The 20,911-nt window shown below is 31.3% G+C and carries 19 protein-coding genes; 11 read left to right on the forward strand and 8 right to left on the reverse strand.

The window, feature by feature from the left end; all coding sequences use genetic code 11:
* Window positions 1-17: 17 nt before the first annotated feature.
* Together P8H50_RS08545 and P8H50_RS08550 are read left to right on the forward strand one after the other, a co-directional pair.
* Entirely contained in the window at window positions 18-1,115 is a 1,098-nt protein-coding gene (locus P8H50_RS08545; RefSeq protein WP_300207792.1) for a hypothetical protein, read from the forward strand.
* Window positions 1,116-1,183: 68 nt separating this feature from the next.
* On the forward strand, window positions 1,184-4,222 hold the full coding sequence (locus P8H50_RS08550) for an FG-GAP-like repeat-containing protein (protein WP_300207794.1): 3,039 nt from the start codon (window positions 1,184-1,186) through the stop codon (window positions 4,220-4,222).
* Window positions 4,223-4,342: 120 nt separating this feature from the next.
* Here the strand turns inward: P8H50_RS08550 and P8H50_RS08555 are convergent, their stop codons facing one another.
* A complete protein-coding gene (locus P8H50_RS08555; protein WP_300207796.1) occupies window positions 4,343-5,152 on the reverse strand; it encodes a DUF1853 family protein in 810 nt (269 codons plus the stop codon).
* A 102-nt stretch (window positions 5,153-5,254) separates the two neighbouring features.
* Here P8H50_RS08555 and P8H50_RS08560 point away from each other — a divergent pair, with 102 nt between their 5' ends.
* From P8H50_RS08560 to P8H50_RS08570, 3 genes are all read left to right on the forward strand, one after another.
* The gene (locus P8H50_RS08560; RefSeq protein ID WP_300207799.1) at window positions 5,255-6,808 is read left to right on the forward strand and encodes a DEAD/DEAH box helicase family protein; all 1,554 of its coding nucleotides are present in this window, start codon (window positions 5,255-5,257) and stop codon (window positions 6,806-6,808) included.
* A 104-nt stretch (window positions 6,809-6,912) separates the two neighbouring features.
* Complete coding sequence (locus P8H50_RS08565) at window positions 6,913-8,034, forward strand: DEAD/DEAH box helicase (protein WP_300207801.1); 1,122 nt, start codon at window positions 6,913-6,915, stop codon at window positions 8,032-8,034.
* 4 nt (window positions 8,035-8,038) lie between these two features.
* The gene (locus tag P8H50_RS08570) at window positions 8,039-9,271 is read left to right on the forward strand and encodes a class I SAM-dependent rRNA methyltransferase (RefSeq protein WP_300207804.1); all 1,233 of its coding nucleotides are present in this window, start codon (window positions 8,039-8,041) and stop codon (window positions 9,269-9,271) included.
* A gap of 87 nt (window positions 9,272-9,358) precedes the next feature.
* On the opposite strand, the gene raiA is transcribed toward P8H50_RS08570, so the two are convergent.
* On the reverse strand, window positions 9,359-9,661 hold the full coding sequence (gene raiA / locus P8H50_RS08575) for a ribosome-associated translation inhibitor RaiA (RefSeq protein WP_300207806.1): 303 nt from the start codon (window positions 9,659-9,661) through the stop codon (window positions 9,359-9,361).
* Between the two features lie 294 nt (window positions 9,662-9,955).
* Between raiA and P8H50_RS08580 the strand changes: the two genes are divergently transcribed.
* Entirely contained in the window at window positions 9,956-11,194 is a 1,239-nt protein-coding gene (locus P8H50_RS08580) for an FAD-dependent oxidoreductase (protein ID WP_300207808.1), read from the forward strand.
* Here P8H50_RS08580 and P8H50_RS08585 read toward each other — a convergent pair.
* On the reverse strand, window positions 11,187-11,549 hold the full coding sequence (locus tag P8H50_RS08585; protein ID WP_300207810.1) for a DUF2237 domain-containing protein: 363 nt from the start codon (window positions 11,547-11,549) through the stop codon (window positions 11,187-11,189). The two genes, P8H50_RS08580 and P8H50_RS08585, sit on opposite strands and share 8 nt — an antisense overlap.
* A 148-nt stretch (window positions 11,550-11,697) precedes the next feature.
* Here P8H50_RS08585 and P8H50_RS08590 point away from each other — a divergent pair, with 148 nt between their 5' ends.
* From P8H50_RS08590 to P8H50_RS08600, 3 genes are all read left to right on the forward strand, one after another.
* Window positions 11,698-13,254 (forward strand): sugar porter family MFS transporter, encoded by a 1,557-nt coding sequence (locus P8H50_RS08590; RefSeq protein WP_300207813.1) that lies wholly within the window; start codon window positions 11,698-11,700, stop codon window positions 13,252-13,254.
* 19 nt (window positions 13,255-13,273) lie between these two features.
* Complete coding sequence (locus P8H50_RS08595; protein ID WP_300207815.1) at window positions 13,274-13,453, forward strand: DUF6090 family protein; 180 nt, start codon at window positions 13,274-13,276, stop codon at window positions 13,451-13,453.
* Between the two features lie 137 nt (window positions 13,454-13,590).
* Complete coding sequence (locus tag P8H50_RS08600; RefSeq protein WP_300207817.1) at window positions 13,591-13,941, forward strand: hypothetical protein; 351 nt, start codon at window positions 13,591-13,593, stop codon at window positions 13,939-13,941.
* Window positions 13,942-14,427: 486 nt separating this feature from the next.
* Here the strand turns inward: P8H50_RS08600 and P8H50_RS08605 are convergent, their stop codons facing one another.
* The gene (locus tag P8H50_RS08605) at window positions 14,428-15,192 is read right to left on the reverse strand and encodes a hypothetical protein (protein ID WP_300207820.1); all 765 of its coding nucleotides are present in this window, start codon (window positions 15,190-15,192) and stop codon (window positions 14,428-14,430) included.
* A gap of 243 nt (window positions 15,193-15,435) precedes the next feature.
* Between P8H50_RS08605 and thiE the strand changes: the two genes are divergently transcribed.
* Window positions 15,436-16,080, forward strand: a complete 645-nt coding sequence (thiE, locus tag P8H50_RS08610) for a thiamine phosphate synthase (RefSeq protein WP_300207822.1) — start codon at window positions 15,436-15,438, stop codon at window positions 16,078-16,080.
* Window positions 16,081-16,325: 245 nt separating this feature from the next.
* The gene (locus P8H50_RS08615; RefSeq protein ID WP_300207825.1) at window positions 16,326-16,550 is read left to right on the forward strand and encodes a hypothetical protein; all 225 of its coding nucleotides are present in this window, start codon (window positions 16,326-16,328) and stop codon (window positions 16,548-16,550) included.
* Between the two features lie 114 nt (window positions 16,551-16,664).
* Here P8H50_RS08615 and P8H50_RS08620 read toward each other — a convergent pair whose 3' ends face one another.
* The 4 genes from P8H50_RS08620 to P8H50_RS08635 all read right to left on the reverse strand — a co-directional run bounded on the left by P8H50_RS08620 (window position 16,665) and on the right by P8H50_RS08635 (window position 20,893).
* Window positions 16,665-16,856, reverse strand: a complete 192-nt coding sequence (locus P8H50_RS08620; RefSeq protein ID WP_072302199.1) for a cold-shock protein — start codon at window positions 16,854-16,856, stop codon at window positions 16,665-16,667.
* A 208-nt stretch (window positions 16,857-17,064) separates the two neighbouring features.
* A complete protein-coding gene (locus P8H50_RS08625; protein WP_300207833.1) occupies window positions 17,065-17,958 on the reverse strand; it encodes an EamA family transporter in 894 nt (297 codons plus the stop codon).
* 43 nt (window positions 17,959-18,001) lie between these two features.
* Complete coding sequence (locus tag P8H50_RS08630; protein WP_300207835.1) at window positions 18,002-19,537, reverse strand: SDR family oxidoreductase; 1,536 nt, start codon at window positions 19,535-19,537, stop codon at window positions 18,002-18,004.
* Window positions 19,538-19,552: 15 nt separating this feature from the next.
* Window positions 19,553-20,893 (reverse strand): DEAD/DEAH box helicase, encoded by a 1,341-nt coding sequence (locus P8H50_RS08635; protein ID WP_300207838.1) that lies wholly within the window; start codon window positions 20,891-20,893, stop codon window positions 19,553-19,555.
* Window positions 20,894-20,911 lie beyond the last annotated feature (18 nt).

Raw genomic sequence — 20,911 nt, forward strand, 5'->3', positions numbered from 1 at the left:
TTTTTAATTAATATAATATGATCAATAAACTACCCAAAATTACCATTATACTGTTACTTCTTCTAACAAATTTTTCTTGTTCTGAAGATAATAATCCTGCAACTGATGATGGTTACGAACCAACTCCAATATCTCCAGTGGTTTTAAATATGGACGCTTATCCTTTTAATACGCTTTCTGAATATCGTTTTTTTGAAGGTGATATGAAAGCTCAAGATCCAGCAATAGGAGTTATAGCTTACGAACCGATTTCTACATTATTTACAGACTACGCAAAAAAGAAGCGTTTTGTATGGATGCCTAGCGATGTTAAAGCGACTTATAGTGCTGATAATGAAATTATAAACTTTCCAGTTGGAACAATTTTAATTAAAACATTTTATTATACAAATGTCCAACCTGGTAATACCACACGTATTATTGAAACCCGTTTAATGTTAAGAAAAGAGGACGATTGGCACTTTGCAGATTATATTTGGAATGATGACCAAACGGAAGCAACTTTTAGTCTAGAAGGCTCTTTTACTAATGTCGACTTTATAGAAAATGGAGTTGTAAAAAATACTAATTATCGCATACCATCTGAAGTGGAGTGTTTTACATGCCATAAACTTCAAACCAGCTCAGTTCCAATTGGTGTAAAACCACAAAACTTAAATAGTAATTATAATTATCCTGAAGGTTCTATAAATCAATTACAAAAATTAATCAATGAAGGCTATTTAGAAAACAATATACCAGCAACAATTAATACTGTAGTAAAATGGAGCGACGAAACCCAGCCTATTAACTTAAGAGTACGATCATATATTGATATTAACTGTGCTCATTGCCATTCAGAATTATCACATTGTGATTATAGACCTGTACGTTTTGCATTTGATGAAACAGAAAATGAAACAAATTTAGGTGTTTGTGTTGATCCAGACACAAATATTCCTGGTATGATTGATATAGTAACACCTTCGTTAAAAGAACGTTCAGTAATGTATTACAGAATAAATACAACTGCTGAAGAATTTAGAATGCCTCTTCTAGGTAGAAGTATTATTCACGAAGAAGCAGTTAGCCTTATTGGCCAATGGATTGATAGTTTAACAACAGAATGCGAATAAATAACTATTTAACAAACTAAAAAGCATTCTTAAAAAAAATATTTACATTTTAAATAAAAAACCAGCTTATGAAAAAGATTACTTTAATAATCTGTTTATTGGTTTCTTGCCTTTTTGCAGAAGCTCAAATAACAGTAGATTGTTCTGCAGGAGCAGTAAACACAACTTATTGTTACACTAACAACGACACAACAAGTTTCGTGTTTGTGAGTACTGATGGTTCAGACTTACAAGTTACATTTAACTCTGGTCAAACAGAAGACACTTGGGACGAATTGATTGTTTTAGACACAAATGGTTCTGAAATATATAATGGTTACGGAAATAATGGAGATTTAACCGGTCTCACATTTCAATCTAATGGAGATACAATTACAGTCTCTATAAATTCTGATATCACCATTAATTGTTCTGATAATAACTATACACCTTGGGATTTTGATGTTACTTGTTCTACCTGTACAAATCCTACTGCTGCTTACACAGTTGTAAACGACTGTGATACTAGTGGAGGTTTTTTAGTGAATGTTGATGTATCAGACATTGGTTCTGCAACTTCATTAACTGTTTCAGATAATCAATCTAGTCCAACGCAGTCTTTAAGTACTGCTGGAATGGTTCAATTTGGACCATACGTAAATGCTACAGATGTTACTTTTAACATACAAAATGATCAAGATGTAAATTGCTCAATAAACAGTGGCTCTATTACTCAAAGCAATTGTCCACCACCTGCTCCTGTTGGTGTAACTTGTGCTTCGGGTAATTCAACATTTATTGTAACAGAAGAATTCGATGTTGTTTCTGGATGGACAGGAGATTTAAATAATGGCAATGGAAGTTGGGAAATCCCTAACGATTCAGGATCTGCAGGTACAGGACCAAATAATGCGTTTAGTGGCTCTGCTTTTATGAACTATGAAGCTTCTGGAAATACTTCTGCCACAGCATCTGCAATTAGTCCTGCTATAGACTTAACAACTGCTACAGATGGAGCAGAATTGTCTTTTTATATGCATGCTTATGGAGCAGATATTGGAACATTAAATGTTAACGTAGGAACTGCTGCAAGTGGTCCTTTTACAACCTTATTTACACATACTGGAGAGCTACAATTAAGTGGAACAGAAGCTTGGGCTCCAATAGGAGTAAACTTAGATACTTATGTTGGTCAAGTTATTTATTTGGAGTTTAGTCATACAGGAACAGGAACAGGATTTGAGGGCGACATGTCTATCGATTTTGTTCGTATTGAGACTTGTGGAACTTTTTGTATTGCTCCTTCAAGCTTAAATACTAGTGCTATCACTCAAGATTCAGCAACCTTAACATGGGTAGCCAATAGCGGAGAAACTGCATGGGAATATGTTTTACAACCTGCTGGAACAGGTATTCCTTCAGGAACTGGCATTGGAGTAAGTGCAAGTACAGTTAATTTAACAAGTTTAAACGCTGGATCCAACTATGAAGTCTATGTACGTGCAATTTGCGGATCTGATGTTAGTATTTGGGGAGGACCTTTAATGTTTACAACATTAGCACCTCCATCTCCTTCAACATTTACTGTTTCTAATGTTTCTGTAACAGGATCACAAAGAGCAGCAGTAGACATGAATGGTGACTTTTTAGATGATGTTGTTTCTATTGGCAATACAAATGTAAATATCTTTTACCAACAAGCTACAGGTGGACTGAGTTCTACAGCTACAAACATAACTACAACCAGCGCAGACAATTCACCTTCTTGGAGTTTAGCCGCTGCAGATTTCGACAGAAATGGTTTTACAGATTTATTATATGGTGGAGGAAATGGTGTTACATTTATGAAAGCCAATAATACAGGAGATGGTTTTACTGAAATTTCTGGATCAGAATATGTATTCTCTCAACGTTCAAACTTTGTAGATTTAAATCAAGACGGTCATTTAGACGCTTTTGTTTGTCATGATGTAGATCCAAATGTTTACTATTTAAATGACGGTAATGGTAACTTAGTATTTAACCAAGGTGGCCTTGGAGATATAGCTGGTGGAGGAAATTACGGCTCTATATGGATTGATTATGATAACGATAGAGATATGGATATGTTTATTGCAAAATGTCGTGGTGGTTCTTCTACAATTAATATTAATGAAATGCACGAAAATGACGGTACAGGTAGCTTTACAGAAGTAGGTACTGCTGTTGGTTTAGCAGATCCTTTACAAACTTGGTCTTCTGCTTGGGGAGATTTTGATAATGATGGTGATATGGATGTTTTTATAGGCGCAAGTTCAACTGCAGATGGAACGCATAAATTAATGCGAAATAATGGTAATAGCACCTTTACAAATGTAACAGCTGCATCGGGAATTTTACCTGCATTATCCAACTTAGGAATAGAAAATGCAACCTATGATTTTGACAACGATGGAAACTTAGATATTGCCTCAAATGGTAGTGTACTATTTGGAAATGGAGATATGACGTTTACAGTACATGATAATGTTTTATCTGGCAATAATGGTTCTTTTGGTGACCTTAATAATGATGGCTTTGTAGATGCTATTTCAGGCTCAAGTTTATACCTAAACGATACAAATACCAACAACTGGGTAACTATTACAACAACAGGTGTTGCTAGTAATATAAATGGTATTGGAGCTAGAATAGAAGTGCATACTGCTGGTGGTATTCAAATACGCGATGTTCGTAGTGGTGAAGGCTTCCGTTTTATGAGTACTTTAAATGCTCATTTTGGAATAGGAACAGAAACAGCGATCACTAATATAATTATTTATTGGCCTTCTGGAATTATAGATAATATAGAAAATCCAACCATAAACACTCATCATGTTATTACAGAAGGACAGACTTTAAGTGTAGAGGATGAGACGTTAGTAAATACTGTTATTTATCCAAATCCAGTTGGAAAAATAATGAATATTAATAGTCCTGTTAGTTTAGTTGGGAAAATTGCAACTGTTTTTAATATTGAAGGAAAACGTGTCATGAACCTGAAATTAACTAAACACACAATAGATGTTTCTAATCTAAGTCAAGGAAGTTATATCCTTCGTTTAGAATCTAATGGTAAAATGTTTACAAAGAAGTTTATAAAAAAATAGTTTATAAACTATTAAATTTAAAAAGCCATTACTTTTAAGTAATGGCTTTTTTATTGAAGTACTTATAGAACTATATAATTAATTTTTAAATTGCCTTTTTAACTTTTAATTATCTACAAATCAAGAAACTACAAAACATTTAGCTATAACACCTGAAGGCTTTTTAAGCCATAACATGGGCGAGTAACCTTCAGTTTGAAATACTTTTAATTCTGGTAAAATGGCATCATAGGATCTCCAATCTACATTTAGAGTAACATCAAGTAACCAATCTGTTTTTTTAGGTTTATAGAATTTGCAATCGTTAAATTCATATAATTTATCATATTTAAAATAGAAACCATAAATACAATCTTGATTGAGCGTTTTTAATTCTATTTGTTTTCCAAAAGGCACAAAAATTTGCGCTTTAAAGTAAATTTTCTGACTAAAATCTTCAGCTTTTAAATTTAATCGATCAAGGAGTGGCTTTGTTTCCTTTGCAAATAGTAGTGGCAACTGCTTTTCTTTTAGCTTTTGCAATTTTTCGTTTAAAGTGTCACGTCGCATAGGACCTATACAATGATCAATTTCTGTGCTACCTAAAGTAACATCATACAAATAAAACTTAAACTGAATTTCTAAATGCACAGGCTGTTCACCTTCTAAAAACAAACAATCTAATTCGCCAATAGTCTGTCTATTTTCTGTTTGAATTTGCGGATTTTCAGATAAAATTTTAATAGTGTTATTTTGAATCAATTCTGTAGTAACAAAACGTTCCACACGTTGTCCAAGTCTTATTTTTTCTAGATTACTACCAGAAAAAACAGGAGTATTTTGCTTTAAAGGTACAAATGGCTCCATCTTACGAACACGATCAAGAAATAAATGAGGCGTATTGTAGAATCCACTAAACTGTGCTTGTAAATTATCTGAAATGTCTTTCATATGAGATCGCTAAAATAAACATTTAAAAAAAAATTCCCATATTGTTCTTGTAAAGCCTTTAATTCGTTGTATTTTTGCACATCGCAAATTTGAAACAGATTAATGAAAGTTACAGCTTTAGAATTAGAAGAAAGACAAGAAGGAAAGAGTTTATATAGCTACCAAAAAGGTGCAATTGATAAGATTTTTAAGTGTTTTGAAGATGCTCCAGAAGATTATCATTTACTATACCAATTACCAACAGGTGGAGGTAAAACGGTTATTTTCTCAGAAATTGTTCGTCAGTATTTAAAGCATCACAAAAAACAAGTTTTAGTGATGACGCACAGAATTGAACTTAGCAAGCAAACCTCTAATATGCTGTCTGAATTTGGTGTAACCAATAAAATTGTTGATTCTAAAGCAGATTTAAGCGACCAAGGCGATTACAATTGTTTTGTTGCCATGGTAGAAACTTTAAATAACCGTTTAAATGACGATAAACTAGACATTAGCGATATTGGTTTAGTTATTATAGATGAAGCGCATTACAATTCGTTTACAAAACTTTTTAAATTTTTTGAGAAATCTTTCATATTAGGTGTTACAGCAACGCCTTTAAGCAGCAATATTAATTTGCCAATGAAAGATAATTACAACGAATTAATTGTTGGTGAAACCATACATTCTTTGATTGAAAATGAATTTTTAGCACGTGCCGAAATATTCTCTTACAATGTAGGTTTAACGTCTTTAATCGTTGGAGCAAATGGTGATTATACTGTAAAATCTTCTGAAGATTTATATACCAATACAGATATGCTTACCAAGCTTATTCAATCTTACGAAGAACGTTGTAAAGGTAGAAAAACACTAATATTCAATAATGGAATTAACACCTCTTTACACGTTTATGACACCTTTAGACGTGCAGGTTATCCTGTAGCACATTTAGATAATAACAACACAAAAAAAGAGCGTAGAGCCATTTTAAAATGGTTTAAAGAAACGCCAGATGCCATATTAACTTCTGTTAGTATACTAACTACTGGATTTGATGAACCTACTGTAGATTGTATTATTTTAAACAGAGCTACAAAATCGTTAACTTTATACTACCAAATGATTGGTCGTGGTTCACGTATTTTAAAGCATAAAAATAAATTTACTGTTGTAGATTTAGGAAACAACCTTCACCGTTTTGGACCTTGGGGAAGTGACTTAGATTGGCACAAAATTTTTAGATCTCCAAACTTTTATCTTGATGGTATTTTAAGTGATGAAGATTTAGAAGAAAATTTTAGGTACGAAATGCCAGACGAACTTCGAGCTGAGTTTGCAAAGTCTGAAGATATCTATTTTGATATTAAAGCCATGTATATACAATCTGTTAGAGAAGGAGATTCATCAAAAGTCATATTAGAACGCTCTATAAAACACCATGCAAAAATTTGTATTGAAAATAGTGAAGATTTATGGGATGCTTTAGCACTAGCAAAATTACTTAAAGACGATATAGACTACAGAATTCAACGTTATACAAAGTGTATTAGTAAAAGTACTTTTAACTTTGTAGAATGGTTAAAAGACGACTATAAAAAGAAATTAAATGCCTATTTGCGTTCTAATTTTGATAGTGATTTTGAAGCCATTCATGGCTATCCACCAGAAGATTAATTTTTAGATAGTTATAAGTCGTCTCGTCGAGCGCAGTCGAGACGTTTTTTACTCAATACTTATTTAGGTCTCGACTGCGCTCGACCAGACAAAACAAATAGATTATGAGTACTTTTAAAGATTTAGGATTACACAGCAATTACATAAAATCACTTAAAGAATTAGGTATTAAAACACCTACAGATATTCAAGAACAAGCGATTCCCATATTAATTAAATCTAAAACCGATTTTGTTGGTTTAGCACAAACAGGAACTGGAAAAACTGCTGCTTATGGTTTGCCTGTTTTACACAAAGTTGATGCTAATAAAAACGCAGTTCAAGGCTTAATTATAGCTCCAACACGAGAATTGGTTCAGCAAATAAAAAAACAGCTCTTTAAATTTACTAAATATAACGACAAGAAAATTTTTGTTGAAGGTGTTTATGGTGGCGAGAAAATAGACATACAAATAAGTAATTTAAAACGACCTACACATATTATAGTTGCTACTCCAGGTCGTTTAGTAGATTTATTAGACAAAAATATAATAGATTTAAAACACATTAACACTTTAGTGTTAGACGAAGCAGACGAAATGCTAAGTATGGGCTTTAAAAAAGATTTAAACACCATTTTAGACGCTACAACTAAAAGCGCTCGTAATACATGGTTATTTTCTGCAACTATGCCAAAAGATTTAAAAGTAATTGTAGAACGCTATATTTCTAAAGATGCTAAACGTGTTGAAATTGATAGAGAAAGTATTGTGAATGCTAATATTTCTCATCATTTTGTAAAAACTGCAATTGTAGATAAGTCGCATACTGTTATGCGTTTATTAGAAGATAGAGAAGAGGAACGTGGTATTATTTTTTGCAGAACTAAAGCAGGAGCACAGGCTTTAAAGCAACAATTACAAAAAGAAGGTTTTAATGTTGATGCTCTTGAAGGTGACATGACACAGAAAGAACGTGATAAAGTGATGCGTGCTTTTAAAAACACAAATTTGCAAATATTAATCTCTACAGATGTTGCTGCTCGTGGCATAGATGTAAATAATTTAGCGTTTATTATTCATCATCAATTACCAGAACACATAGAGTACTATACACACCGAAGTGGAAGAACTGCTAGAGCAGGAAAAAAAGGACAATCTATTGCTTTAGTTTTGCCTAGCGAACTACAAAGAGTGGCAGATATTGAAAAGATATTAGGCATTAAAATTAAAGAATTGACGCTTTAATACTATGAGTGAATATGCATCAAGTATTACTTCAAGTTACACACCTAAACGATTAGCTGTAAAGTTAAATGCCAAAGGAGAACAGTTTGTAATGCAAGGCCATCCATGGGTATTTAGTGATAATATTACAAAAATTAATGATGATGCTAAAAGTGGTGATCTAGCTATTATTTTTGGAAAAAATAAAAATAAAGTTATTGGACTTGGCTTATATGATGGTAATTCTCCCATTCGTATAAAAATGCTGCATAGCGGAAACACTTCAGCTACTATAAATACAGCCTTTTTTAACACAAAAATTAAAGAAGCCTTCGCAAAACGAAGCACGCTACTAAAAACCAATACTAACAGTTATAGACTTTTATTTGGCGAAAATGATGGTTTTCCAGGTTTAATAGCAGATGTTTATGCACATGTTTTGGTGGTAAAAATATATTCTGAAATCTGGATTCCCTATTTAGACTCTATTTTAAAAAGTCTGCAAACCACTTCTAAAGTTAAAACTATTGTAATTAGACTTAGTAGAAACCTAGAGCAGTCAAAACTTCACAATCTTGAAAATGGAGCAGTGGTTTATGGTGTTTTAGAAAATGAAGTTGTTGAATTTGTTGAGCACAACGTTAACTTTTCGGCAAATGTAATTAAAGGTCATAAAACGGGTTATTTTTTAGACCATAGAGCCAATAGAAAACAAGTAGGTGAGTGGAGTAAAGGCAAAACCGTTTTAGATGTGTTTAGTTATGCTGGAGGATTTTCGGTACATGCTTTAGCCAATGAAGCAAAAGAAGTTACAAGTCTAGATATTAGTAAACAAGCATTAGAGATTGCAGTTTTAAATGGCAAACTAAATCGTTATTCTGGTTCACATAAAACCATTGCAGACGATGCATTTATAGCTATGAAAACCATGATAAAAAACAAACAAACGTTTGATGTTGTGGTAATAGATCCTCCTAGTTTTGCCAAACAACAAAGCGAAATAGAATTAGCTAAAAAAAAATATGCACAATTAGCACAATTAGGTGCAAAACTAACGACTAAGAAAGGACTTTTAGTTTTAGCCTCTTGTTCTTCTAGAGTAATAGCACAAACATTTTTTGATATTAATGCTCAAGCGTTAGGAGAAGTAAGCAGAGGCCAAGAGTGTATACTAAAGACATATCACGACTGCGACCATCCTATTAGTTTTCCTGAAGGTGCTTATTTAAAATGTGGTTATTATCGTTTTGAGGATTAATTTCAATAATTCTCAACTATTTTATTATTGTAATTTGTATAAAAAAAGCCACTCTGTAGAGTGACTTTTATTTAAATCAATTTTATATTAATGCGTTTGCATCAGGCTTTTTCGTTTATCTAATTGCCTCTCTAAAGCGGTTAAAACTTCAGCAGCACTTTTATGAAAAGAATCTGATGTGGTCTCTGCAAACAATCTAGGTCCAGGAGCACTCAATCGAATAGAAGTTTTCATTTTAGAGCTCCTGTTAGATGTGTTTTCTGTTTTAAAAAATACATCTGCACGCACTATAAATTCATATTTATTAAATAATTTATCTAATTTACCCTTTACGTAAGCTTCCAGTTCCTGGCTTGCTGTTACGCCATCGTATTCATAGTTCACTGTCATATAATAAAAATTTTAAGTTATACTTAAAGATACAAAAACTGTTACATGTAATTGTTTTTTTAACCAAAAATTATGAAATTATTATAGTAAAATAATACTAATATATTTTTCCTTTGCATGTATTAATTAAACGAATTAACTGTTAAAAATAATCTATCAAAATTAAAATTAATTCTACAATATTGTTAATTTCGAAGCATAAAACACAACTATAAACATTAAATAAAACCTCGTTTTTAGGACTTAAAATTGTAATTTTGTTTTAGTATAATATAAGTATAATAACCAATTACAATGACTAAGAATTCTAAATATATATATATTATTGGTGCTGGAATTAGCGGACTGATTACTGCTTTAGAACTTGAGAAAGCCAACTTTAAACCAACTATTATTGAAGCGACCAATGGTGTTGGTGGACGCGTTAAAACAGACACAGTAGATGGTTTTCAGTTGGATCATGGATTTCAGGTCTTGTTAGAAGCCTATCCAAAAGCAAAACAGTTTTTAGATTATAAAGCTTTAGAACTTCAAACATTACTGCCAGGAGCTGTTATTTTTAAAAATGGAACACCAACAACTATAGGTGATCCATTAAGAGCTATTTCGCTTTTTATTCCAACTCTTACGTCTAATATTGGCTCTGTAAAAGACAAGCTTGCTATTTTTAAATTGAATTTGGAACTGAAAAACAAATCTATTGAGGCTATTTTTAACGCAGAACAAACCACAACACTTCACTATTTAAAGGCAAAAGGGTTTTCAGATCGTATTATCAATAATTTTTTTAAACCTTTTTTTAGTGGTATTTTTTTGGAGACCGAATTACGCACCTCGAGCGTCATGTTTCAGTTTATCTATAAAATGTTTGGTGAAGGTTTGGCTGTTATCCCTAAAAATGGCATTCAAGCTATTCCTAATCAGTTACAATTAAAACTGAAGAACACTACGTTTAAATTTAATACTAAAGTTAAAGCAGTAGAAGAGAATCGTATTATTTTAGAAGATGGTTCTGTTATAGAAACCGATGCTATTGTTATTGCCACAGAAGCTTCTAAACTATTAAATTTAAAGCAAGAAATGAATTGGAAATCTTGCGATAACCTCTATTTTGAAGTCGAACAAAACACACTAAAAAAACCTATTATAGGTTTAATTGCCGATGAAAAAGCAATCATAAATAATATTTTTTACACTACAAGTATTGAAACAAAAAATAGCATTACAAATAATCATTTATTATCTGTAACCGTTGTTAAACAACATCATTTAAACGAAGCTGAGTTAATCCAGAAAGTAATATCTGAACTAAAAACCTATTGCAATATTACAACCAAACGTTTTATTAAGCGTTATGAGATTAAGCAAGCTTTACCAGACTTAAAACTAGTGAGATACACTAAAGATTACTTAAAATATAAACACTCAGATAGCATCTATTTAACAGGAGATACTGAACTTAATGGTTCTTTAAATGCTGTAATGAGTAGTGGAGAGGCAGTAGCAAAACAGATTGTTGAAGATTTTAAATAGCATATTGCTCTAAAACATCTAAAGAAACAAACTTTAATGTTAATTGATGTGTTGCGTTTAAGTCTATTTTTGGTGCAACATTTGCTTTTAGTGCTTCTTTCCAACGCGATACACACAAACACCATTTATCACCAGCTTTTAAACCAGGAAAGTTCCATAATGGTATTGGTGTGATTAAATCATTGCCTTTTTGTAATGAGTAGTTTAAGAACGCATCAGTAACGATTGCACAAACCACATGTGTGCCAAAATCGTCTGGTGTGGTATTACAAAATCCATCACGCAAATAACCTGTTAATGGATTACATGAACAGTTTTGTAGTGGTTTACCGTAGACATTAAGTGCGTTAGTCATAATTTATATTATATCTTTAGCAAAGATAGAGAGCTAATAACAAATAGTATTAACAATATGTTTATTAATTAAAAATTAAGCTACAAAGTGTCTACTGTTACAAATCGATATTTTGTTAAATTTACTTTTTTTAAAACAAAGAAAATTTATGAATAGAAAGGCTTACACAATATTTATTAGTTTTATAGTAGCGTTAGGAGGCTTTCTTTTTGGTTTTGATGCTGGAATAATATCTGGAGTCATGTCTTTTGCAGGTCCAGAATTTAATTTAGATCCAGGAGGTGTTTCTTGGGGATGGATAGTTAGTGCGCCATCTTGGATTGCTATGTTTGCAATGTTATTTTCTGGAAAACTAAGTGACACTTTTGGAAGAAAAACAATACTTATTCTAGTTGCTTTTTTATATGCCATTTCAGCATTATTATCAGCATTAGCTATAAGCTACGAAATGCTTTATATCGCAAGAATGATTGGTGGTTTAGCCTTTGGTGCAGCTTTAGTTTTGGCACCAATGTACATAGCAGAAATTTCAACTCCAGAAAATAGAGGTAAGCTAGTATCAATACAACAACTAAACATCGTTTTTGGTTTTTTTGCTGCTTTTTTAAGTAATTATTATTTTAATAAATATAATACTCCTGAATACACATTTTTAACAGATGAAACCGTTTGGCGATGGATGCTAGGAGTGGAGTTAATTCCAGCTTTATTATATTTTATTTTATTATTTTTTGTACCTAAAAGTCCCAGATGGCTCTATTTAAAAGGAAAATATGAGGAAGCAAAAACAGTCTTAATACAAATTCACGGAAAAGAAAGAAGTGCCATAGAAATAAAAGCTATTGAACACAACATAAACACAGATAAAAATAAAACGCCTTCAACGATTAAAGACTTATTAAAGCCATCACTCCGTTTTATTATTGTTTTAGGTTTAATTATTGGCATTTTGCAACAAGTAACTGGAATTAATGCGGTTTACTTTTATGCGACTTCAATATTTAAACAAACAGGAATTGGTACAGATGCTGCATTCTCATCTGGTGTATTACTGGCTGTTAATTCTGTGATTTTTACTTTTGTAGCCATCTATTTAATAGATAGAATGGGAAGAAGACCCTTATTACTCATTGGAACTGCTGGAATTGCTATAAGTTTATTACTTTGTGCCTATGGCTTTAACCAAGCGACCTATAAGCTTACGCAAGAGCAAATTAATACGTTTACGTTTTTAAATTCTGAAAAACTATTACCTTTTGCAGATAAGGTTTATGATAATGATATTGATTTTAAAAATGATGTTAAAACTGCTCTAGGAAATAAAGTCTATGGCAAAAATGATGGTGCTATTTTAGAGGCTGCAACCATAATAAATGCGAATTTAATACTCATTGGTATTTTGGGTTTTATAGCGTGTTTTGCTTTTTCTTTAGGCCCAGTAATGTGGGTTTTATTATCAGAGCTATATCCATTAAAATATAGAGGTTTAGCCATAGGTTTTATTGCATTTATTAACTCATTATTTAGTTCTTTAGTACAATTAATTTTTCCATGGGAACTAGCTACTTTAGGTAACGCTTTAAGCTTTTTTATATTTGGAGCTATAGCATTGATAGGTTTCTTTATCTTTTTAAAAATCTTACCAGAAACCAAAGGGAAATCTTTAGAGGCATTAGAATACGAATTAGCAAAAACAGGAAATTAAATTATATAAATTTAAAACCATGAAACTATTTAACATCAATAGATTTAAATCTATTAAAACCAAACGTTTGCAGAATTACCTAGTTTATGCTATTGGAGAAATTATACTTGTAGTTGTTGGTATTTTAGTTGCTGTGGCTATTAATAATAGAAATGAAGCAAAAAAAGACGAAGCACAAGTAGATAAAATTGCTGCATAGAAACAGATATTAAAGAAATAAAAAGAATTAAACAGATTTTAGATGAAGATTTAAAACTTTATAATCTTTTTCTTAAAAAAGATAAAACACCAAAAGAAACTAAATACGTAAGCCAACAAGCTCCTTATCTAGTAACTATGGTTGTTGAGTTTGCATCTTTTAATTCTATTGTTTCTTCATCTTTAGATAAAGCAACTCTAAGCAATTCTGTATTATCTAACAAATTATTAGAAATAGATCAAGATTATAAATCTATTTACGAGACGCTTAAACCTACAGAAGACTTAATTAAGGATGAATTAATTTCAAATATTAACCACATAAAAAAGAACTTCTATTGGTACGAAAAGTTAATGAATGATCAAGCACCTATTTTACATAATATTAATTATAGGACAATTGCTATTATTTGGTTTTCTAAGTCAGAGTACCAATTCTCAGCTATAATGTTATTATGTAAAATATCCCAGAATAATCCGTTTCCATAAGTATGTGCAGTACTTGGGCATTAAACCAGAAATCGGTCTGCTACGCAGCGTTAATCAATGTTCCTATAATTAGACTCCACAAAAACAGCGAAACGGACATTGCGTTACTCGGTAAAGAAAAAGAACTAAAATCACTTACTATTTTATCTAATCTGCTATCTTTTTGTTTATTAATAACTAGCTCATTTTCTAAACTATCTATTACTTTATTTTGTGATAAACTAATGGTAGAGAATTGAAGAAAAAAGATTAAAAAAACAGAAGATTTGATAATTTTCATAATAAATTAAAGAATAATCAGCTAATTAACAATATAAACTATAAAAACAAGAAAAAATACAACAAAAGAAATGTGTCATTCCTTTTTTAAATAGTTTGAAGCCATAAGCGTAGCGTTTCATTACATATTCGTTTACCACAAATATAATTCTCTATTAGAAGTCTTTATAAAACACTTTAAAATCCTTTAAAAGGCTTGGTTATTAGCTATTTAACGTACTTTTTTAGTAGATCTTGAATAAGCCTTACATCTGTTTCCTTATTTCGGATTAAATTATTTTTAGAATCACAATCAAATAAAGAATAATCAATTTCTATTAAATTAATATTCTTTTTCTGTAATACGTCTTTGCGTCTTTTATTATATCTAATAATTTGTTCACCTCTAGTAATACCACTGGTAGTCATAACTTGCAGTTTCTCTTGATAAGCTTCTGTGTGGTTCGTTTTCTCTTTAAATTCTATAACCAAATTTGCATTTTCATAATAAGCTGCTAGAGGTAACTTTGTTCTAGTTTTTCCTCTTTTGTGCATGTCGCCTAGCAAAAAAGAAAAAGTATGTTTTCGAGAAGATTGTTCTTTAAGATACTCATCACAAAGATCTAAAATATAAAATTCATCGCTGCTTTCTCTTGTCGCTTTTGCTCTTTCTTTTTTAGATATTGTACTTGTAGGTTCTTGAGGTGTAAATGTTGTACCTTCTCTAACCAAGTACCAATAAACAGCTGACTCTGTTCGTTCTGCATGAACAGAAGGAATACTACTAAGTAGGGTTTCTTGATCTAAAGCACGTAAAACTTTACGAAGTGGTAATCCTTTTTTTTGATCTTTTGAAAAAACACCTGCTTTTACTAAATCGTGCATAATGTCTTTTACTGGAATCCAATCTTTATCTGGATTTGCGTTAAAAAATGCTTCAACAACTTTATTAATTTGTGTTACTTTATCTTCTGTTTTACTTCTTTTTTTCATGATTTTAACTTTTTATATTATCTATATTGCAAATACAAATAAAACGCGTGCAAGATAAGCGAATATTATGTTGAAAAAGAAGATTCTACAAGACTCTTTTTATAACTTTTATACTAATAGCCTTATCTTAAGTTCATAAATATGAAGAATCTAAAGTAGATTTGTAAACTACTTAGACCTCAGGTCTAAATGACTTTAAAAAAAGGAACGTTTATTTTAATAATTTGAGTGAAATTATAAAGCATGATTATACCTAAACTACATTATATTACTCAAGGCAAATCACCTAAAGAACACATAGAAAACATACAAAAGGCATGTTCTTCTGGAGCCGAATTAGTGCAACTACGCTTAAAAAATATTTCTGAAAAAAAGATTTTAAAACTAGCAACAGAAGCAAGAGAAATCACCTCTCATTTTCAAACCAGATTAATTATTAACGATTATTATAAAATTGCAAAAAGTGTAAAAGCAGATGGTGTGCATTTAGGACCAACAGATACTTGTCCTAAAGAAGTAAGAAAACATTTGTATACTTGGCAAATAATTGGTGGCACTGCAAGTACATTACAAGAATGTCAAACATTAATTACTAAGGATGTAGATTATATTAGTTTAGGACCTTTTAAAGCTAGCAAAACAAAAGAGACTACAAATCCTGAGTTAGAATTAGAAGCTTACAAAACAATTTTAGATACTTTAAATACTCAAATACCAATTATTAGCGTTGGTGGCATTACAACTGATGATGTTAAAGCTATTTTAGAGACAGGTATAGTTGGGATTGCAGTTTCTGAAGCGATAACACTCAATTTCAATAGCATTAAAACATTTAACAATTTGCTAAAAGCCTCTTCAACAGAAGAAAAACGTTATAGCTTTAAGTAGATATTATGCTTTTTTACATATGCTTAAAAAGGAACTAAAAGCATTTCATACTCAAAATTTAGACAGCCTCTCCTCTTCAGTCATGTTTTCTAGATAAACTAATTTTTTTAGTCAATAAAAATACGCAGTATATCGTATTGTAATTTATTAAGGCAAAAATGGTTATTTAATTAAAGAAATTTTACAAAGCGGAATTTACGATTATAAAGTAATTGTGGATAAAAAAGGTAACAAAATCGACTTTTATGATATTAATAAAACCGATGCTAAACACTTTAAAACCTACAACTTATACTTTAGGCGGAAAAAGAAATGGTTATGGTATATATACCTATGTAGACCGTTCTGTATTTAAAGGCTTCTTTAAAGATGATAAAATAGATGGTCTAGGTGTCATGAAGTATAACAAATCTGGAGACTTAGTTCAAGGTGTTTTTAATAACAAAGGAGCAAAGATTAAAGATTTTTAAAATTTAAATATAACACCTATCCAAATAAAATTGTAATCTTGTTAAAAATTAAAACAACAATAAAAAAGCCCATCAAAATATTGATGGGCTTTTTAAAAAAACTTGAAATATATATTAGATAACTTTTACGTTAACTGCATTTAATCCTTTGTTTCCTTCTTGTAGGTCAAATTCAACCTCGTCACCTTCACGAATTTCATCTACTAAACCTGAAATGTGTACAAAGTGATCTTTGTCTACACCTTCTTCTGTGATAAATCCAAAACCTTTAGTGTCGTTGAAAAATTTTACTGTTCCTTTACTCATAATAATGTAATATTTAATTTTAATAATTGTTTACTAAAGCGCAAAGATAGTGCCAATAATTTGATATAACCTACCAATCTATAGGAAATTAAATTTATGAGTTTAAATCGCTACTGTTTTTTTGTATCAGAGTTCATCAATAAATGCTGAATTTATTAATAATAACAACAGATATTTGATAAAAAATCAACAGTTGAAAACAGAAATATTAGGTTTTTTTTCTAGATGTAATGAAATAAACACCTGTAAGCAATACTGCAGCTGCAATTATAGATTGTGTACTTAAGGTTTCATCTAAAACATACCATCCTAAAACCATAGCAACTATTGGATTTACATAAGCAGATGTTGCTACTTTCTCTGCAGATACTTGTTTTAAAAGATAATTAAACGCAGTAAAAGCTGCAATACTTCCAAAGGTTACAAGTCCCAACATAGAGAGTTGTACATTTATGCTCCAGTGTAATGGCGAAACCCATGCTTCTCCAAAAATAAGGCTTAAAATGGTTAGCATAATACTGGCTATTAGCATTTGGTAGCCTGTACTTACAAAATAATTTTTAGGCAAATCTGCTTTACCCACAAACACACTTCCATAACTCCAGGCAAAAACACATGTAAAAATCATAAAAATACCTAATAAGGTGTCTTTGTCTGTTACTAATTCTTGTTGGCCTACAAGCAAATACATTCCAATAACACCTAAACCAACACCTATTAAAGATTTTGGTTTCATTTTTTTATTATCAATAAAACGCATTAACAATAAAACAAATAAAGGTTGTGTAGAAGCTAATAAAGCACCAAAGCCACTATCCACATATTTTAAAGCCCAAACAAAAACACCGTTACCGTAAACTAGAAATAGAAATCCAATTAATGTAGAATTTAATAGCTGTTTTTTTGAGATTTTTAGATTGAATTTTAAAGCTTTTGCTATACTAAAAATTAAAATACTAGCACTAAAAAAACGAATTGCTGCAAGAAAAAAAGGTGGTAACTCTGTTACAGATATTTTATTTAGCAAGTATGTAGATCCCCAAATAACATAAATACCTATAAATGCAATAATAATTAAAGCTTTAGAACTTAATTTTGGCATGGTTAAAATTAGTTATTTTTAATTATTAATATGAATTTAAAACCTACCAATCAATTGGAAAATAATCTTTTAAAAACTTACCAGACCAATGTTTTCCTGTGTTAATACCATCTATCAAAGGATCCATAACTCTGGCAGCACCATCAACAATATCTAAAGGTGGCTGAAAATCGTGTACTTCTACTTTTTTCTTAGATAATTCTGCAGGATCTTCGTCTGTTACCCAACCAGTATCAACTGCATTCATATAAATACCAGATTTAGCAAATGTTGCTGCAGAAGTATGCGTTAGCATATTTAAGGCAGCTTTAGCCATATTTGTATGTGGATGTCTGTCCTCTTTTTTAAAGCGATGAAACTTACCTTCCATAGCAGAAACATTAATAATATGCTTTTTACCTGTGTTTTCTTTCATCATAACATTTGATAATCGATTGCACAGTACAAATGGAGCAACAGCATTTACTAATTGCACTTCTACCATTTCGGTAGTTTCAATTTCACCAAGCTTTAAACGCCAGCTATTGGTTTTACGTAAATCTACTTGTTGTAAATCTGCATCCAATTTTCCTTCTGGGAAGACTTCAGACGTTTGTAAAGAATTATCAAAACTATAAGGGATTTGAGATAATTCTGCCGAGTTACGCAATCCAATGCCAGGTTCTGGACCATGCCATGTTACTGGTAACACATTGTTTTTACTCGTTTTTGATGTACTTATACTTAAATCTGATAGTTCTTGTAAACAATTAATATGGTCTTTTAATAACGGTTGAGCCAATTTTGGTAGTTGGTCTACAGGAAGCTTTTCGTTTGCCATTAAATGAAAATAAAAGCCTGATGGTCTTCTTACTGTTTGCGCTGCATTATTAATTAAAATATCTAATCGGTTGTATTTTTGTTCAATGTAATTGCAGAAAATTTCTACACTTGGTATATGTCTTAAATCGAGTCCGTGTATATGTAAACGAGCACTCCAATCCTTATAATCTTCTTCTTTAGAAAACCTGATTGCAGAATCTGCAGGAAAACGCGTAGTAGCTACTACTGTTGCTCCAGAACGCAATAACATAAGTGTAATATGGTAGCCTATTTTTAATCTAGAACCTGTAATTACAGCCACTTGATCTGTTAAATCTGTAGTTTGAAATCGTTTGGCATAATTTAAATCACCACAGTTTGTGCACATGGTATCGTAAAAGTGGTGCAGTTTTGCATAAACAGTCTTGCAAACATAGCAGTTTCTTGGAGATTCTAATTCTGGTGTGTCTTCTGGTATTGATGCCGCAGACAATAATTTTGGAGCTACAAATAATGCAGCTTCGCGAGCAGAACGAATTCCTGTAGATTTCCTAGCATGTTTATCGCTTTCAATTTGTTTACGCTTTGCAGCTTTTTTTGCATCTTTTCTTCTGCGCTGAAACTCTTCTCTATTAGGACGCGTTAATTCTCCAGCTGCTTTAAATAGCGCGACACGTTGTGCTTCTGGCAATTCAAAAAGTGTACTAGTATTTTCTAGCAGCTTTTGTAGCGTTGCAATACAAGCTTCTATCTCTTGATTATGGTTGTTTTCTTTCATGTAAATTACAACTAACTAGCTACCTTTCTTATTTTTATTATCTTCAGATTTTGTAATCACATTTTCTGTTTCCTTTACATAATTTGCAAGAATTTTATCTACTAATTCTTCTTTTGTTAAATGATGAAAAATAGTTTTAACTTTAGCTTTCACATCTTCAGAAATGGTTCTATTTGGCTTGGTTTTAAAAATTCTTTTTGCCCATAATAAGGTGTTATTGTCTTCAATACTTTTAGCATCTGCCTTTTTAAAACGTTTAAATACAATATCGAGTTCGTTTTCAAAATCCGAAATATCTTCAATCTCTTCTTTTTGAATTATGGTAAGCGACAAGCCTTTTGCTCCTGCTCTAGCTGTTCTTCCACTTCTATGCACATAAGCATCATAAGTATCTGGTAAATGATAATTTACAACGTAAGACACTTCTTTTACATCAATACCACGAGCAGCCAAATCTGTTGCTACTAAAATATCTATATGTCCTTCTCTAAACTGACCCATAATACGGTCTCGTATACCTTGAGATAAACTACCATGTAAAGCACCAGATGAAAATTTATTTATTGCTAATTTTTTTGCTAACTTGTTTACAGCAGCTTTTGTTTTACAAAAAATAATAGCGCGTTCTCCTTCTCGAGTGTTTAAAAAATGAAGCAACACTTCAAGTTTCTCTATTGGCTCTACAACAATGTATTGATGCTCTATACCTTGATGACCAACAGTTGCCATATCTACTTCTATTTGAATTACTTTTTTAGACATGTAATTTTGGACCAATTGCTTTATGGCTCCTGGCATAGTTGCAGTAAATAATAAAGTTCTTCTTTTTTTAGGAATTTCTTTAATTATACTATCTAAACCTTCTTTTAAAGCACTTACCATTTCATCTGCTTCGTCTAAAATAAAATATGAAATGTTTTTAATATTAATTGCTTCACGCTTTACCAAATCTGCCAATCGACCTGGTGTTGCTACAACAATATGCGTAGGTTGTTTTAAGCGTTCAATTTGAGGTTTAATTGGAATGCCTCCACAAACGGAAGCTATAGAAATCTTAGGACTATGTGCTGCAAAAGATTCTAGACTATTAAAAATTTGTTGTCCTAATTCTCTTGTTGGAGCTAAAATTACTGCTTGAATAGTGCTGTCTTCTACATTAATTAATTGTAATAAAGGCAAGCCAAAAGCAGCTGTTTTACCAGTTCCTGTTTTTGCTAATGCAACTACATCTTCTTTTTGGTTTAATAGTACAGGAATTACCTGTTCTTGAATTGCTGTTGGAACAGTAATTTTTATAGCTGAAAGACTTTGTTGTAAAGCTTCATTAATACCTAAATCTGAAAAATGGTTTGGCATAGAATATAATTTTGAGCA

Origin of the sequence: Lacinutrix sp., assembly GCF_029238095.1 — a bacterium.
Lineage (GTDB): Bacteria > Bacteroidota > Bacteroidia > Flavobacteriales > Flavobacteriaceae > Lacinutrix.

What these genes read in the sequence shown, in the direction of transcription:
- P8H50_RS08545 (WP_300207792.1), top strand. Translation starts at nt 18, where the DNA reads ATGATCAATAAACTACCCAAAATTACCATTATACTGTTACTTCTTCTA.
- P8H50_RS08550 (WP_300207794.1), top strand. Translation starts at nt 1,184, where the DNA reads ATGAAAAAGATTACTTTAATAATCTGTTTATTGGTTTCTTGCCTTTTT.
- P8H50_RS08555 (WP_300207796.1), bottom strand. Translation starts at nt 5,152, where the DNA reads ATGAAAGACATTTCAGATAATTTACAAGCACAGTTTAGTGGATTCTAC.
- P8H50_RS08560 (WP_300207799.1), top strand. Translation starts at nt 5,255, where the DNA reads ATGAAAGTTACAGCTTTAGAATTAGAAGAAAGACAAGAAGGAAAGAGT.
- P8H50_RS08565 (WP_300207801.1), top strand. Translation starts at nt 6,913, where the DNA reads ATGAGTACTTTTAAAGATTTAGGATTACACAGCAATTACATAAAATCA.
- P8H50_RS08570 (WP_300207804.1), top strand. Translation starts at nt 8,039, where the DNA reads ATGAGTGAATATGCATCAAGTATTACTTCAAGTTACACACCTAAACGA.
- raiA (WP_300207806.1), bottom strand. Translation starts at nt 9,661, where the DNA reads ATGACAGTGAACTATGAATACGATGGCGTAACAGCAAGCCAGGAACTG.
- P8H50_RS08580 (WP_300207808.1), top strand. Translation starts at nt 9,956, where the DNA reads ATGACTAAGAATTCTAAATATATATATATTATTGGTGCTGGAATTAGC.
- P8H50_RS08585 (WP_300207810.1), bottom strand. Translation starts at nt 11,549, where the DNA reads ATGACTAACGCACTTAATGTCTACGGTAAACCACTACAAAACTGTTCA.
- P8H50_RS08590 (WP_300207813.1), top strand. Translation starts at nt 11,698, where the DNA reads ATGAATAGAAAGGCTTACACAATATTTATTAGTTTTATAGTAGCGTTA.
- P8H50_RS08595 (WP_300207815.1), top strand. Translation starts at nt 13,274, where the DNA reads ATGAAACTATTTAACATCAATAGATTTAAATCTATTAAAACCAAACGT.
- P8H50_RS08600 (WP_300207817.1), top strand. Translation starts at nt 13,591, where the DNA reads ATGGTTGTTGAGTTTGCATCTTTTAATTCTATTGTTTCTTCATCTTTA.
- P8H50_RS08605 (WP_300207820.1), bottom strand. Translation starts at nt 15,192, where the DNA reads ATGAAAAAAAGAAGTAAAACAGAAGATAAAGTAACACAAATTAATAAA.
- thiE (WP_300207822.1), top strand. Translation starts at nt 15,436, where the DNA reads ATGATTATACCTAAACTACATTATATTACTCAAGGCAAATCACCTAAA.
- P8H50_RS08615 (WP_300207825.1), top strand. Translation starts at nt 16,326, where the DNA reads ATGATATTAATAAAACCGATGCTAAACACTTTAAAACCTACAACTTAT.
- P8H50_RS08620 (WP_072302199.1), bottom strand. Translation starts at nt 16,856, where the DNA reads ATGAGTAAAGGAACAGTAAAATTTTTCAACGACACTAAAGGTTTTGGA.
- P8H50_RS08625 (WP_300207833.1), bottom strand. Translation starts at nt 17,958, where the DNA reads ATGCCAAAATTAAGTTCTAAAGCTTTAATTATTATTGCATTTATAGGT.
- P8H50_RS08630 (WP_300207835.1), bottom strand. Translation starts at nt 19,537, where the DNA reads ATGAAAGAAAACAACCATAATCAAGAGATAGAAGCTTGTATTGCAACG.
- P8H50_RS08635 (WP_300207838.1), bottom strand. Translation starts at nt 20,893, where the DNA reads ATGCCAAACCATTTTTCAGATTTAGGTATTAATGAAGCTTTACAACAA.